At 64.9% G+C, this 13,402-nt stretch carries 16 protein-coding genes; 10 read left to right on the top strand and 6 right to left on the bottom strand.

The window, feature by feature from the left end; all coding sequences use genetic code 11:
- The first annotated feature begins 109 nt into the window (after positions 1 to 109).
- The gene (locus TQ38_RS13705; RefSeq protein ID WP_043971155.1) at positions 110 to 1,294 is read left to right on the top strand and encodes an MFS transporter; all 1,185 of its coding nucleotides are present in this window, start codon (positions 110 to 112) and stop codon (positions 1,292 to 1,294) included.
- Here TQ38_RS13705 and TQ38_RS13700 read toward each other — a convergent pair.
- Positions 1,272 to 1,817, bottom strand: a complete 546-nt coding sequence (locus tag TQ38_RS13700) for a sigma-70 family RNA polymerase sigma factor (protein ID WP_043971154.1) — start codon at positions 1,815 to 1,817, stop codon at positions 1,272 to 1,274. The two genes, TQ38_RS13705 and TQ38_RS13700, sit on opposite strands and share 23 nt — an antisense overlap.
- On the bottom strand, positions 1,810 to 1,995 hold the full coding sequence (locus TQ38_RS29970; RefSeq protein ID WP_240197895.1) for a NepR family anti-sigma factor: 186 nt from the start codon (positions 1,993 to 1,995) through the stop codon (positions 1,810 to 1,812). The genes TQ38_RS13700 and TQ38_RS29970 overlap by 8 nt, the downstream gene beginning before the upstream one ends.
- 261 nt (positions 1,996 to 2,256) lie before the next feature.
- Here TQ38_RS29970 and TQ38_RS13695 point away from each other — a divergent pair, with 261 nt between their 5' ends.
- Both TQ38_RS13695 and TQ38_RS13690 read left to right on the top strand, forming a co-directional pair.
- Complete coding sequence (locus TQ38_RS13695) at positions 2,257 to 3,921, top strand: CHASE domain-containing protein (protein WP_043971152.1); 1,665 nt, start codon at positions 2,257 to 2,259, stop codon at positions 3,919 to 3,921.
- An 81-nt stretch (positions 3,922 to 4,002) separates the two neighbouring features.
- The gene (locus TQ38_RS13690) at positions 4,003 to 4,377 is read left to right on the top strand and encodes a PilZ domain-containing protein (protein ID WP_043971150.1); all 375 of its coding nucleotides are present in this window, start codon (positions 4,003 to 4,005) and stop codon (positions 4,375 to 4,377) included.
- Between the two features lie 42 nt (positions 4,378 to 4,419).
- On the opposite strand, the gene TQ38_RS13685 is transcribed toward TQ38_RS13690, so the two are convergent.
- Positions 4,420 to 5,211, bottom strand: a complete 792-nt coding sequence (locus TQ38_RS13685; RefSeq protein WP_043971148.1) for a response regulator — start codon at positions 5,209 to 5,211, stop codon at positions 4,420 to 4,422.
- Positions 5,212 to 5,683: 472 nt separating this feature from the next.
- On the opposite strand from TQ38_RS13685, the gene TQ38_RS13680 reads away from it, so the two are divergent.
- The 3 genes from TQ38_RS13680 (at position 5,684) to TQ38_RS13670 (ending at position 7,164) form a co-directional block, all read left to right on the top strand.
- Complete coding sequence (locus tag TQ38_RS13680) at positions 5,684 to 6,367, top strand: sigma-70 family RNA polymerase sigma factor (RefSeq protein ID WP_043971756.1); 684 nt, start codon at positions 5,684 to 5,686, stop codon at positions 6,365 to 6,367.
- A 31-nt stretch (positions 6,368 to 6,398) separates the two neighbouring features.
- Complete coding sequence (locus TQ38_RS13675; protein WP_052505555.1) at positions 6,399 to 6,833, top strand: response regulator; 435 nt, start codon at positions 6,399 to 6,401, stop codon at positions 6,831 to 6,833.
- Positions 6,834 to 6,900: 67 nt separating this feature from the next.
- Entirely contained in the window at positions 6,901 to 7,164 is a 264-nt protein-coding gene (locus tag TQ38_RS13670) for a hypothetical protein (RefSeq protein WP_043971146.1), read from the top strand.
- A 64-nt stretch (positions 7,165 to 7,228) separates the two neighbouring features.
- On the opposite strand, the gene TQ38_RS13665 is transcribed toward TQ38_RS13670, so the two are convergent.
- Entirely contained in the window at positions 7,229 to 7,693 is a 465-nt protein-coding gene (locus tag TQ38_RS13665) for a pyridoxamine 5'-phosphate oxidase family protein (RefSeq protein WP_043971144.1), read from the bottom strand.
- 145 nt (positions 7,694 to 7,838) lie between these two features.
- The gene (locus TQ38_RS13660) at positions 7,839 to 8,321 is read right to left on the bottom strand and encodes a hemerythrin domain-containing protein (RefSeq protein ID WP_043971142.1); all 483 of its coding nucleotides are present in this window, start codon (positions 8,319 to 8,321) and stop codon (positions 7,839 to 7,841) included.
- Between the two features lie 134 nt (positions 8,322 to 8,455).
- On the opposite strand from TQ38_RS13660, the gene TQ38_RS13655 reads away from it, so the two are divergent.
- Positions 8,456 to 9,451, top strand: a complete 996-nt coding sequence (locus tag TQ38_RS13655; RefSeq protein WP_043971140.1) for a DNA topoisomerase IB — start codon at positions 8,456 to 8,458, stop codon at positions 9,449 to 9,451.
- Positions 9,452 to 9,467: 16 nt separating this feature from the next.
- Here the strand turns inward: TQ38_RS13655 and TQ38_RS13650 are convergent, their stop codons facing one another.
- Positions 9,468 to 10,661: an MFS transporter gene (locus TQ38_RS13650; RefSeq protein WP_043971754.1), complete on the bottom strand. Its 1,194-nt coding sequence runs from the start codon at positions 10,659 to 10,661 to the stop codon at positions 9,468 to 9,470.
- Between the two features lie 104 nt (positions 10,662 to 10,765).
- Between TQ38_RS13650 and TQ38_RS13645 the strand changes: the two genes are divergently transcribed.
- The 3 genes from TQ38_RS13645 to TQ38_RS13635 all read left to right on the top strand — a co-directional run bounded on the left by TQ38_RS13645 (position 10,766) and on the right by TQ38_RS13635 (position 13,383).
- Positions 10,766 to 11,269, top strand: coding sequence for an asparaginase domain-containing protein (locus TQ38_RS13645; RefSeq protein WP_043971138.1), 504 nt, complete (start codon positions 10,766 to 10,768; stop codon positions 11,267 to 11,269).
- A gap of 175 nt (positions 11,270 to 11,444) precedes the next feature.
- Positions 11,445 to 12,914 carry a PAS domain S-box protein gene (locus tag TQ38_RS13640; protein ID WP_240197894.1) on the top strand — a complete coding sequence of 490 codons (1,470 nt, stop codon included), beginning with the start codon at positions 11,445 to 11,447 and terminating at the stop codon, positions 12,912 to 12,914.
- A complete protein-coding gene (locus TQ38_RS13635) occupies positions 12,907 to 13,383 on the top strand; it encodes a response regulator (protein ID WP_043971136.1) in 477 nt (158 codons plus the stop codon). The genes TQ38_RS13640 and TQ38_RS13635 overlap by 8 nt, the downstream gene beginning before the upstream one ends.
- Positions 13,384 to 13,402: the final 19 nt, after the last annotated feature.

Raw genomic sequence — 13,402 nt, 5'->3', positions numbered from 1 at the left:
GAAAAGCCGAGGCCCGCCCCGCTGCAACCAGCCTCGCCTGCGGTGCCGCAACTCTTGACCTCATCCTTTTGCACCTGCGAAAAGACGCGTTCTGCAACGGGGGAATGATGTGAATCGCGGGTGGATCACGCTGGGGCTGGTGGTAGGCGGAACCATTGTCGGCCTGATGGGGACCGATCTGGTGTTGCCCGCAGTTCCGCACTTGCCCGAAGCGCTGGGCGGCGATCCGTCGCGCGCGCAGTTGGTGCTCGCGGCCTATGTCGGCGGATCGTGCATCGGCCTGCTCGGCTTCGGCGCACTGGGTGACCGGGTTTCCACCGCGCGGCTGTTCATCGGCTCGCTGCTGGCGACGGCGCTGCTTTCGCTCGCCTGCGCGCTGGCGACCAGTATCGAGGGGCTGATCGCACTGCGCGCAGTCCAGGGCGTGGTCGCGGCCGGGCCGGCGGTTTTCGCGCCGGGCGTGGTCAAGGCGATGTTCGACGAAACCCGCGCAGTCCGGGCAATCGGCTTCCTTGCAAGCATCGAATCGCTGGCGCCCGCATTGGCTCCGATTGCCGGCGCCGGGCTGCTCGCGCTGGGCGGCTGGACCTTGAGCTTCGAAGTCATGGCCGGCGCTGCGGCGGTGGTCGCCGCGCTGCTGGCGCTGACCGGCGGTGTTCCGCAAGTGAGCCGGCGGGGCCGGGGCAGCTTCGCGGCGCTGGTGAGCGACCCCGTGTTCATGCGCTACGCGGTCAGCCATGCATGTGTGCTGGGCGGGCTGCTGGTCTTCGTCTTCGGGATGCCCACCATCTTCGTGCGCGTTCACGGGGGCACCCTGGCCGATTTCATCGTCATGCAGCTATGCGGCATCTCGACGTTCATCGTCGCCGCCAATGCCTCGTCCGGCCTTGTCGCGCGGCGGGGGGCGGAGCGGGTGCTGAACATCGGGACCGGCATGGCCGCCGTCGCCGCGCTGGGTCAGTTCGCCTATGCGCTTGCCGGCGGGACTTCGGCGCTGGTGATCACGGCGCTGTTCGTGCCGGTCAATACCGGGCTGGGCCTGCGCGGCCCGCCGGGTTTCTTCCGCGCCATGATGGCCAGCCACGGCGACGACGCGCGGGGCAGCGCGCTCGTCATCCTGTTCCTGCTGGCGGCGGCGGCGCTGGGTACGGCGCTGGTTTCACCGTGGATCGAGCGCGGCACCGTGCCCGTGGCAGGTGCAGCGCTCGTTTTCCATCTGGTGTCGGTGCTGTGCCTCTTCGCACTTCCCGGGCTGCGCGAAGAGGGTGCTCTCAGCCCGTCTTGCGGGGCTTGATGTCCAGCGCGCCGAGTTCGCCTTCCAGCATCCGGGCCAGATCGGCGCGGGCGCGGGCGACGCGGCTTTTCATTGTACCGATCGGGCAGCCGGCGATTTCCGCCGCTTCCTCGTAGCTGAAGCCCGAGGCGCCGACCAGAAGCACCGCCTCACGCCGTTCGGGCGCGAGTTTCTGGAGCGCCACTTCCATGTCGCCCAGATGCAGCGGGCCTTCCTGGTCAGCTTCCATCACCAGCATCCGCTCGGCCACGCCCTCGTCGAGGTCGGTCTGTCGCCGCGAGCGCCGCAGTTCCGAGAGGTAGTGGTTACGCAGGATCGCGAAGGTCCAGGCCCGCATATTGGTGCCGGCCTGATACCGTTCCCGTGCTGTCCAGGCCTTGATCGCGGCTTCCTGTACGAGGTCGTCGGCAAAATCCGGACGGCCGGACAGGCCGCGGGCGAATGCGCGGAGGTGAGGCAGGACTGAGAGCAGTTCCAGGCGAAATCCCTCGTCGGCGGGGGAAGCCTTGATCCGCTCAGGCATCGTCCGGATCATCCAGCTTTTTCAGGAGATCCTTGAAGCTATCCGGCAGCGGTTCGTCCACCACGGAGTTATAGAGCTTCCTCAACCCCCCGGCCCAACCGGGCTCGCCGTCTCTGCGGACTTCCGGCGGAAGGCCCGGCATCCTGCCGGGATCACCACGTCCATTGGGCTGACTCAACACGAACTCCCTTTCACCGAAGCACACTTGCTGTGAGACCGGGGTACGGTCAAGCCCGGTGCGCTGTCTCGCTTTGGGGCACAAGGCCGGGGGCGGGCGCTGCTCGGATTTCGTCCTCCTGCAAGTCGGACGGACGTCGTTTGATCATGGAACAATCCACGTCGAGCATGGTTCCCTTGAGCATAATCTGTGGCATAGCACGATTCTCGCTGCGGTCACTTTTGACCGTAACGCGAGATCTGGAGTACAGGAAGTTGCTGGGTGATTGACCAGGCTCTGCTCGACAGGGTGCAGAAGCAAGCGTGGTTCCACAAATATCCGCGCGGCTGGCCGTTCCTGCTGTTCCTCATTGCGAGCATTACCACTGCTGTTTCGGTCATGGCGATCGAGCGGGCCGACAACGTCACGCGCGCTGTCGAACTGGACCGCAATCTCACCGAAATATCTTCTGCCCTGCAGCGCCGCGTGACCGAGAATATCGCGCTGCTGCGCGCTGGCAGCGCTTTGTTCGCCACGCAGGACCAGGTTTCCAGCGAACAATTCTCCGAATTTTCGCAGGATCTGCAGGGCGACGGCACGCTCTACGGCTCGCTTGGCATGGGCTGGGCGCCGGTGATCCGCGCCGACCGCATTGCCCCGTTCGAAGTCGCGCTGCAGACTTCGGGCGGCCGCCCCGATTTCACGATCGACCCACGGCCCGAGGCCGGCCAGGACATCGTGACCCCGATCGTCTATCTTGAGCCTCAGTCGCTGCCCAATCGCCTGGCGCAGGCTTACGACATGTTTTCCGACCCGGCTCGCCGCACGGCGATGGAGCGGGCGATGGCGCGCCGCGCGCCGGCCGCCACGAGCCTGCTTCACCTGGTGCAGGACCGTGGCAGCCCGCGCGCGGCCGGCTTTCTCATCTATATGCCGGTTTTCGCGGATCGGGGCAGGGGCCGCGCGGTCAAGGGCTTCGTGTTCAGCCCGTTCCGCGCCCAGGCGTTCCTGACATCGGCCAGCGAACTGTACCGCAACGACAGCGTCGACCTTGCGATCTACGACGACCATGTCGCGCCTGAAACGCTGATGGCCGAACAGCGGGCCGACGGCGTTTCCGGCCCCACGATAGAGCGGCGGATCGACGTGGCCGGGCAATCGTGGATAGTACAGATAAGCGACCGCAAGGCCGGCGTACTCTCCACCCTGTCGCGCATCACGCTGTTCTTCGGGGCGATCGCATCGCTGATGGTCATGGCGATCGGGCGGCTTATCACCAAACGCGCTGCAGAGGACCGGATCGTGCTGGAATGGCTGACCAGCCAGGCCTCTATCCGCAATTCGCTGACGCGCGAGTTGAACCACCGGGTCAAGAACACCCTTGCCAACGTGCTGTCGATCGCCGCGCTGACCCGCCGCCGCTCGACCGGGATTGACGATTTCACGGAAAGCCTGACTGCCCGCATCCGGGCGCTTTCGGCCACGCATGACCTGCTTTCGCAGTCGGATTGGGGCAATGCCGCATTGGGCGACATCGTTCGCTCGGAATTGGCGCCCTACATGGAAGGGCACGAAAGCCACGTCGCGATGTCCGGCCCGGCGATCAAGCTGGCGCCCAACGATGCGATGTCGCTGGGGCTGGCGATCCACGAACTGGCGACCAATGCCGCCAAGTACGGGGCGCTCAGCACGATAGAAGGGCGCATTCACGTCAACTGGGTGCTGGTCTCGCCCGAACTCGCCGAAATCCACTGGCGCGAAGAAGGCGGGCCGACAGTGACCGAACCGAAAAAGCGCGGCTTCGGACGCGATCTGATCGAAAAGATCGTCGCCCATGAACTCAAGTCCGAGGTGGACCTTAAGTTCAACCCGGGCGGCGTCGAATGCCGGCTCAAAGTCCCGGTGCGCGCCTCGCGCGAGTTTATCCTGCGTAACGAGCGGCGCTGAACGCCGGCTTGCGGGCCGGCGTTATCGTTTGTTTAAGTCGAATTGCACTATTCGTCCCTCATCAACCTGACGGGGGGAAGTATGGACGCGCGTAACTGGAACCGACACATCGTCGAGAAGGAAGTTCCCTGCATCATCGGAGGAATAGCGGTTCCGGCGTTTCTTTACGACCTTTGCGCCGGCGGCTGCATGGTCGAACTGGACGATTCGCGCGGCGTCATCGGCCAGCGAGTGATCATCGATCTCTATGAATTGGACACGGCCTGCGGCGAAGCCGTGTGGCAGTCGGGCCGCTGCGTGGGCGTGCGGTTCGACGTGCCGCTCCACGAAGCCGTAGTGCGCCATATCGGCTTTACGCCGCCGATCCTGCCTTTCGAGGAACAGGCCCCGCGCGATCGCTTCGGCCGCGTGCTGCCCCCGCTCGCGGCGGGGGAGCAGCGCCAGCTGGGCCTGTAACCCGGCCGTAGAAACGCCCCCGCCGAAGCGGGGGCGCCGTGGTCAGGCTACCGACCGGCTGGAATTGAAGAACAGCGCCTGGCTGATCGAAGCGCGCACGGTGGCTTCCTGGAAAGGCTTGGTGACCAGGTAGGTCGGCTCGGGCCGCTCTCCGGTCAAAAGGCGTTCCGGGTAGGCGGTAATGAAGATTACCGGCACGTCGCCGAACTTGAGCAGGTCTTCGACGGCGTCGATGCCCGAGCTGCCGTCTGCAAGCTGGATATCCGCAAGCACGAGGCCAGCCGGATGGCGCGAGAAGATCTCGACCGCCTGAGCATGGGTGGCGGCGGTGCCGACCACGGTATGCCCCAGATCGGTGACGAGGCCTTCGAGCTGCATCGAGATCAACGGCTCGTCCTCGATGATGAGAACCTGCGTCGCGCTCTCACCCTCGATTTCGAGAACGGCCTGGCTGACGAGGGAATCGATTTCCTCGACCGGAAAATCGAGGATCTGCGCGGTTTCCTCGCGCGAGAATTCTTCCACCGTGGTCAGCAGCAGGGCCTGGCGGTGTATCGGTGCGATCGTGGCGAGGCGCTCCTGCGCGGCCTGTTCGTGCATTCCACCGCTGCCCATGCTGGGCTCATCGACATGGCTTGTCGCCCAGATACGGGTGAAGGCGCCGTAAAGCGCCGCGCGGCTGTGGGCGATCGACTCGCGCAGCGAGCGGTCGGCAAGCGCCGCTTCAAGCGTTGCGCGTACATAAGCGTCGCCCGATTGCTGCGAACCCGTCAAGGCGCGCGCATAGCGGCGCAAGTAGGGCAGCTGTATGGCGATCTGATCAGAGACGGACATTCATGTTCCTCAGGCCTTTTGGGAAGTCATTCCCGATTGCACGTCGTTAGGCGCCCCTTGCGCCTGTGGGCCGATGTCATTTGTCTGACTCCGCAGCACAGATAGGGCAACCGGAAAATTTTTTACGATAGAACGCTTTTTCGGGAACCAACCTTGGGGCGTAACGTTCCACCATTGTCATCACCGGCTCCCCCACCCCCCCGCAACCGGTGATGACCCGATCCCGAGGCCTTCGTTCACCGTCATGGTGGACGGAGGCCTCAAAGTTTCTGGGCCGCGATTGTTCCGGCCGGGGTGTGAAAAAACTTTCCTCGATCCTGCTGGAAATGCTCGAAAACCTGCTTTTTCAGGGTTTCCGGTTGAACGTCGACGGACCTTTCTGAACATCCGTGCAGGTAAATGTCACATTTCGGGAACCAATTTCGAACCGGTGACGTTTGGTTTCCGACAGGTTTCTATGGAGGGTATCGCCATGTCGGCAACGATCGAAGCAAGCGTCGAGGCAGAGAAGCCCGAAGCAGCAGCAGCCGAAATCAAGGTTGCGCTCAGCGACCGTGACTTCAAGCGTGCGCTGGCCGACGTGGCTCCCCACCTTCGCGCATTCGCCCGCGGCCTTTGCGGCTGCCGCGACCGCGCCGACGATCTCGCGCAGGAAGCCATGCTGCGTGCCTGGGCCGCGCGTGAGCGTTATGCCGCTGGCACCAACTTCAAGGCATGGACCTTCACGATCCTGCGCAACCACTTCTATTCGGAAGCCCGCCGCGCCCGCTTCCACGGCGAGTATGACGAGCTGGCGGCAGAACGCATCCTGCGCGCCGAAGCCAGCCAGGAAAGCGCGGTCGAACTGGCCGATGTCCTGCGCGCGCTGACCGCAATTCCCGAAAGCTACCGCGAAGCCCTGGTGCTCGTGGCCGCCGGCAACCTTTCCTACGAGGAAATCGCCGATATCTGCGGGATCGCCCTCGGCACCGTGAAGAGCCGCATCTGCCGCGCCCGCGCGATGCTTTCCAAGATCATCGAATCTGGCCAGCTTCCGGACTTCCGCCACAACTTCGTCCTGACTGGCGATGCGATCGACGCTTTCTTCGGCGAACTGCTGAAGGTTGCCAACGTCGATCCCAAGATGGTCAAGGGCCGCAATCTGCTGGCTGCCTGACGGCCCGTTTGAAGACAAGGAACACCGTACCTTGGGTGCGAATATCCCGACCCCAGGTAAAATCCTCATAGTCGAGGACGAGTTTCTGGTAGCCCTTCAGTTGGAAGACATTCTTGCCGATGGCGGTCACTCCGTCATCGGCACCTTCCCTGACATGGCTTCGCTGGGGCGACTGGGCGAGGCGCCGGACGTGGCCCTCGTCGACCTCAACTTGCGTGACGGGCTTACAGGCCCGGCCATCGCCCGCGACTTGTCGGGTCGTTATGGCGCGCGGGTCATCTACGTCACCGCTAATCCCGGCCAGATCGATATGCCGGCGCCAACTGCTGTGGGCGTCGTCCAGAAGCCGTTTACGCGGCAGGCGATCCTGGCCGCTATTTCCTATGCCTTGTCCGGCTGCCCCGATGCCGTCCGCCCGGACGCGCTGGAGCCGCTATGCCAGATCAAGACCCGTATTTGCGATTAGGAGAGGGGCCGCAAGAGCCCGGGCCCGTAACCATAAAAACATGGGGCCTGAGAAAGAGGGCGAGAGGATGAGCGAATTTATCCTTCAATGCCTGCAATACTATGGCGCCGCTGCGGGAACCGTGGCGGCGCTTATTGTTTCGCTCGACCTTGGCCGGCGATGGACGGGCTGGGGCTTCGTGATTTTCGTGACGAGTTCGATCGCCCTGGTGGCCTGGGGCTTCCTGGACGACAAGGCGCAGGGGATAGGCGTGCAGAACATCGCCCTGTTCGCGATCAACTGCGTGGGCGTGTGGCGCTACCTGCTGGTGCCGGCGCGAAACGGGAAATAGAACGAAAGGGCGCGATGACCGAAGCCACCGCGCCCCCGCAGCTCACGCAAGGTCCGAGAGGGTGTCAGACCGCGCCGAGCGCGTGCTCGCCGGCGTCCTGCCCGTGAATGGGCTTGCCGGTCAAAAGCTTGAATACATCCTTGATGCCCAGGTCTGCGGTCCAGACTTCGCCGTCCTGGATGTCGAAGCGCAGCATCACCACTGACGGATCGGCCTTGCCATCGGGGAACCACGCCTCGACGGCATTGTTCCAGTGCTTGTCGCGCAGGGCCGGATCGGTTTCCTCGACGATGGTGCCGTCGATGCAGGCGAATACGTCGTGGCCCTTGGTCATGACCTGACCCATCGCCTTGCCGCCGGGTGCGATGCGGTTGCTGCGCTTGGCAAAGAACCAGACGGCGTGATGGGCATCTTTGTCCAACTGGGCCGTCATCGGTTCGGCATGGCCGGGAGCGCCGTCCAGCTTGATCATGATGAAGGGGCTGGACTGGAACGACTTCCAGAATGTTTCGCGAATGTCCTTGTCCATGGCGGTCTCCTCTATGGGTGTTTGACTGATCAACGCACCGTGCAGGCCGTGCGTTCCCCCAAAAAAGAAAGGCCTCCCCTGCGTTTGCCGCAGGGAAGGCCCGACTGGTCCAGCTATTGGCCACATAGCGGCCTGAAGTAGCGCACTATTCGCGGGCGTCGCCTGGCAGTTCCTTTTCGGCTGCCGCCAGTTCCTTGGGCTTGCGTTCCTCAAAAGTGGCGGCGAGCTTCTTTTCGGTCTGCGCGGACATCTTCTTGTCGGCGGCGGGGAACATGTCCTCCTCTTCCTCGTCGATGTGGTGGAGGTAGCGGTGGCGCAGTTCCTTGAACTTGGTCAGCCAGGCCGACGAACTCATGTCGGTTTCGACCAGTTCGCCAAGGAAATCGTCGATTTCCTTGTGTTCGGACACGGAATGGCGCGCCTCGTCGCGCAGGTCCGGGTTGCCGAGCATAGTCGCGTAGAGCGATTCCTCCTCGGCGGCGGCGTGGGCCTGCAGTTCCTTGCGCAGCTTTTCGAACAGGTCGCGGCGCTCCTCGCTGTCGCCCTGGGTTTCGCCCAGCTGCGCCAGCATGGTGCGGTGCTTGTCGTGGTCGGCCTTGAGGTCCTCGAAAATCGTGGCGTCTGCCATGTCGGCTCCTGTGATTGCTGTTTCTTTGCCAATGGAACGGCCCGCAGCGCATCCGGTTTCCGATGAATGTGACAACTTCGTGCCCGGTCGCGCGTTTGACCAAGGCAAGGGACTGATCGGAAAGCGCAAACCATATGCCGCGCCTCAAATTCGCCGACGACACGGCAGCAGGGACCACCCGCAAGCCGGTACGCGGTAACAAGTGGGCCTATTTCGACGCCGACGGCGAGCGGATCAAGGACCGCGACGAGATCGACCGGCTGAACCGGATCGCCCTGCCGCCGGCTTATGCGAACTGCTGGTTTTCACCCGACCCCCACGTCCACCTGCTGGCAACCGGCTATGACGCGCGCGGGCGCAAGCAGTACCGCTATCACCCCGACTGGCGCGAGGCGCGCGAGGCGATGAAGTTCGAGCTGTGCCCGCGCTTCGGCGAGGCGCTTCCGGCCTTGCGTGAGCGGGTGGAGGGCGACTTGAAAGCCCGCAATCTGGGGCGCGACCGGGCCATCGCCTCGGTGGTCGCGCTGCTCGATACCGGCGCGATCCGGGTTGGCAACGAGTGCTATGCCAAGGCCAACAAGAGCTTTGGCGCCACCACCTTGCGCAGCCGCCATGCGAAGATCGAGCGCGGCACGCTGCTGCTGCGCTTCAAGGGCAAGTCGGGCAAGCTGCAGGAGATCGCCTGCGACGATCCCTCGCTGGTGCGCTGCGTGCGCAAGATGCAGGACCTGCCCGGCCAGCACCTGTTCCAGTATCTGGACGAGGAGGGCACCCCAGTTCCCGTGCACAGCCACGACGTCAACGAATACCTGGCCGAGACGATGGGCGTCACCGAACAGGGCGAACACTTCACCGCCAAGCATTTCCGCACCTGGGCGGCGAGCACACTGGCTTTCACCGCGCTGTGGGAGCAGCCCGGTGTTTCGCTGCGCACCCTGCTGGACGAGGTATCGCAGTGCCTGGGCAATACTCCGGCGATCGCGCGCAAGTCCTACGTCCACCCGGCGGTGATTGCGGCGGCGAAGGGTGATGACGGAGCGGGCACAATGCCCGAACGCCTGCCGCGCCGCACCCGCTGGATGAGCCGCGAGGAGCGCGGGCTGCTGGAATTCCTGAAGACTGCGGACTGAGTTTGACGGCGCCTGCCTAATCCGGGCGGCGGTAGGGGCCCAGAGTGGCGATCAGGGCCAGCACACCCACCAGCGCCGCGCCCGAGCAGGCAAGGGCGAGGTCGGCGTTTCCGGTCACGTCGACGGACCAGCCGAACAGCGGCGGCCCGAAGGCGGCGCCCAGGCTGAACAGGCCCAGGATCAGGCCATATGTCGCGCCGTAGTTTTCCAAGGCGGCATAGCGGCTGGTGAAATAGGCCAGCATGTCCACTTCCGCCCCAGCGGCGAGGCCCAGCAGCAGGGCCGCGGGAATGGCGGGACCGTGGAAATACAGCACCGCGCAGGCGATCACCGGCGAGGTGAGGAACAGGCAGGCGACGCGCGGGGCGTGGAAACGGTCAAACAGCCAGCCGACCACCGCGCGCGACACTACCACGGCGGCGCCGATGAACGCGGCGACGCCGGCGGCACGCGCGGGGGAAATGCCCCGGTCGACCAGCATCGGCACGAGATGGACGATCAGCGCGGCGACGATAACGCCCAGCAGGAAACCGATCGCGGCGATCTTCACGGTAGCGCCGGTGATCTCGGTGCGGCCGCGTTCGCGGGCCAGGCGAAGAGGGCGCAGATCCGTATCGCCCCGTCCCGTCAGCAGGCTCACGGGGATGCCGATGGCGGCGACGACGGCGGCGATCACCAGCAGTCCGGTGCGCCAGCCCTGCGCGGCGATGACCGGGCCCAGAAGCGCCGGGGCCAGCATCGCGGCCATGCCCGTGCCCATCAGCATCAGCCCCAGGGCAAAGCCGCGCCCGGAATCGAACCGCAGCGATACCACGCGCGCCCAGATCGCCGGGGTGGTGCCGCAGCCGGCCAGCGAGACCAGCAGCCACAATGCATACCACGCCGTCAGCGAAGGCCCGGTCTGCGCCAGCGCCGCAAAGGCCAGCGGGGTCGCGATATAGCTGGCGATGGCGATGCGGCGGTTGCCGAAGCGGTCCGCCAGCCGCCCGATAAGGGGGGCGGACAGGAAGATGCCCAGTTGCTGGAACGTCGCCGCGCCCGAAACCTGCGCGCGGGTCCAGCCGAATTCGGCCTGGAGCGGGGTGACGAACAGGCCCAGCGAATAGAAACCAACCCCCATCATGCCCACGCCGATGGCCAGCGCGGCGGCCAGCACGGTGGGCCAGTCGGATGCGAGTTCGGCGCGCGCGTCGGCGGAGGAAGGGCTCATGCCGCCATGCTGGCACAGCGCGGTGGTCGAGGCACGGGGTTTGCCCGCGCAAGATCGCAGAGCGGACATTGCCCGCGACGCCCTTCCGGCGCTAAAGGACGGGCATGACTTCATCCGCGACCCTTCCCGCCATTCTCGTCGTCACCACTGGCGGCACGATCGACAAGCAGTATTTCGACGCGCTCAGCGAGTACCAGATCGTCGAGAGCGTGATCGGTGAGCTGCTGGAAACCGCGCGCGTGGCGCATCCTTTCCGCATCGTCGAACTGCTGCGCAAGGACAGCCTGGAGCTGACCGACGAGGACCGGGCGCTGATCGCGGCGACCGTCGCCGATGCGCCCGAAACGTTGGTGGTCATCACCCACGGCACCGATACGATGACGCAGACCGCCGCCGCGCTCGCTCATCTCGAAGGCAAGACGGTGGTACTGTGCGGCGCGCTTGCCCCGGCGCGCTTTGCGCAAAGCGATGCCGCCTTCAACCTCGGCATGGCCTTCGCCACCTGCCAGGCCGCGCAGCCCGGTGTGTGGATCACGATGAGCGGTTCGGTGTTCGACGGGCTGAAAGTGCGCAAGGACCGCGAGGCAGGCAAGTTCCTGCCGATTTAACGTCCGGCCATCTGTCTTTAACCATTACAATCGTTGCGAATGCTGGCGTCTAGGGAAGCATCCCTAGGTGTTGTTTGTGCGATCGATAACCCTGCGCCTGTAGCTCTTTACGGCAACAGGTGCCGGTTTCGCGTTTCCCTTCGCGTCACGGCCCTCCTTCGCGAAGGCAGGACATTTGACGCTGGCAGTGCACATCAAGCCCGACATCCAGGCCCCGCTCGTTCATGCTCCGATCGGCGCGATGATCGTCGATACGGCGGGGGTCATCACCTGGGCCAACGCCGCCTGCGCCACGCTGCTGGCCGAGCCCGACCCGGAAAGCCTGTGCAACGGCCTGCTCTTCGTCATGTTCGGCGAAGAGGAAGCCGAGATGCTGCGCCAGATGTTCGAGGTGTTCTTCGGCGCCCCGATCGGGCAGCGCGATGCCTGGACCCGCAAGTTCACCCTCCACGCCGCCGACGGTTCGCGTCCGGCGATCTCGCTCACGCTGACCCCGATCGCGGGTGAGGACGATGGCCGCGCGGTCATCTACTTGCGCAACACCACCCGCGAACTCACCGCAGAGCGGCGTTTCAACCAGATGTTCGAGACGCTGCCGCTGGGCCTCGTGGTCGTCGACGGCAAGGGCCGTATCGCCCAGGCCAATGCGATGCTGGCGATCCAGTTCGGTTATCAGGTGGTCGACATGATCGGCCAGCCGCTGAACATGCTGCTGCCCGAACGCTACCGCGATGCCCATGCCCAGCAGCTGGCCGGCTACCGGGACGCGCCTGAATCGCGGATGATGGCGGCGGGGCGCGATCTTACCGGGCTGCACCGCTCAGGCCGCGAATTTCCCGTCGAAGTGGCGCTGACCCGTTTCGAGAATCCGGGCCAGCCGCTGTTCATGGCGATCGTCAGCGACATCACGCACCGCAAGCGTTCCGAAACCGCGCTGCAGCAGACCAATGCGCAGCTTGAGGAATTCACGTATGTTGCCAGCCACGACCTGCGCTCGCCGCTGCGGGGGATCGGCGATCTGGTGACCTGGATACGGGAGGACCTCGACGAGACTTTCGGCGTGGATGCGCTGCCGGAAAGCGTGCAGCACAACTTCGATCGCATCACCCAGCGCATCGCGCGGTGCGAGCAGATGATCGACGATCTTCTCAGCTATGCCCGCGCCGGTGTGCGCGATCCGCAGATGCATTCCATCGACCCGCGCGAACTGGTCGAGGAAGCGATGGTGATGAGCAGCATCCCGGACAGCTTCACCGTCGACGTGGAGATCGCCGGAGAGCACCTGATGGCCCCGCGCGCGCCGCTATCCACATCGCTGCGCAATCTCATCTCCAATGCGGTGAAGCACCATGGCGGACAAAGCGGCCGCATCCGCATCGCCATGCGTGAGGAGGGCCGGTTTTCCATCTTCACGGTCGAGGACGACGGGCAGGGCATCCCGCCCGGCAACGAGGAACGTATCTTCAAACTGTTCCACCGGGCCTCGCCCGGCACCGATGGCGACGGGGTGGGGCTGGCCTTCACCCGGCGCATGATCAACGCCCACGGCGGCGTCGTCTCCGTGCAGGGCAACGGCCCGCTGGGCGGCGCCACCTTCGAAGTCCACTGGCCCCGGATATTGCTGAGGGAGAACGACGATGAATGAATTCGGCCCCATACCCAGCGAATGCGATGTCCTTGGCGCGCGCAATGGCCTGGGCGACTGCACGGTGCTGCTGGTCGACGATGACGACGTGGCGATAGAGGGCGTGCTGCGCTCGTTCCGCAAGCATCAGGTGCCTTGCAGCACGGTGACCGCGGGGGACGGCGGCGAGGCGCTGCAGATCCTGCGCGGCCGCCATGCCAGCAAGCGCATCGACACCCCGGTCATCGTTCTGCTGGACCTCAACATGCCCGGCATGGACGGCTTCCAGTTCCTCGATGCGATCCGGGCCGATATCGCGCTGCGCCGCACGGTGGTTTTCGTGCTGTCCACTTCGGCGCGCGATCAGGACCGTTGCCGTGCCTATGACGGGCATGTCGCCGGCTACATGGTCAAGTCCAGCGTGGGGCCCCAGTTCGCCCGCCTGGCCGACTTCATCGGGCAGTACGCCCGAACGCAGCATTTGCCGTGAGACCCGCGTTTCTCGAGGC

This window comes from Novosphingobium sp. P6W (assembly GCF_000876675.2).
Taxonomy (GTDB): Bacteria; Pseudomonadota; Alphaproteobacteria; order Sphingomonadales; family Sphingomonadaceae; genus Novosphingobium.
The sequence above is the reverse complement of the archived record's forward strand: the minus strand, read 5'-3'. Positions and strand labels throughout refer to the sequence as shown.

Excerpts from the sequence above, each read along its gene's own strand:
- TQ38_RS13650 (WP_043971754.1), bottom strand. The coding sequence starts at position 10,661 with ATGAGCCCTTCCTCCGCCGACGCGCGCGCCGAACTCGCATCCGACTGG.
- TQ38_RS13645 (WP_043971138.1), top strand. The coding sequence starts at position 10,766 with ATGACTTCATCCGCGACCCTTCCCGCCATTCTCGTCGTCACCACTGGC.
- TQ38_RS13690 (WP_043971150.1), top strand. The coding sequence starts at position 4,003 with ATGGACGCGCGTAACTGGAACCGACACATCGTCGAGAAGGAAGTTCCC.
- TQ38_RS13660 (WP_043971142.1), bottom strand. The coding sequence starts at position 8,321 with ATGGCAGACGCCACGATTTTCGAGGACCTCAAGGCCGACCACGACAAG.
- TQ38_RS13635 (WP_043971136.1), top strand. The coding sequence starts at position 12,907 with ATGAATGAATTCGGCCCCATACCCAGCGAATGCGATGTCCTTGGCGCG.
- TQ38_RS13685 (WP_043971148.1), bottom strand. The coding sequence starts at position 5,211 with ATGTCCGTCTCTGATCAGATCGCCATACAGCTGCCCTACTTGCGCCGC.
- TQ38_RS13665 (WP_043971144.1), bottom strand. The coding sequence starts at position 7,693 with ATGGACAAGGACATTCGCGAAACATTCTGGAAGTCGTTCCAGTCCAGC.
- TQ38_RS13670 (WP_043971146.1), top strand. The coding sequence starts at position 6,901 with ATGAGCGAATTTATCCTTCAATGCCTGCAATACTATGGCGCCGCTGCG.
- TQ38_RS13680 (WP_043971756.1), top strand. The coding sequence starts at position 5,684 with ATGTCGGCAACGATCGAAGCAAGCGTCGAGGCAGAGAAGCCCGAAGCA.
- TQ38_RS13700 (WP_043971154.1), bottom strand. The coding sequence starts at position 1,817 with ATGCCTGAGCGGATCAAGGCTTCCCCCGCCGACGAGGGATTTCGCCTG.
- TQ38_RS13655 (WP_043971140.1), top strand. The coding sequence starts at position 8,456 with ATGCCGCGCCTCAAATTCGCCGACGACACGGCAGCAGGGACCACCCGC.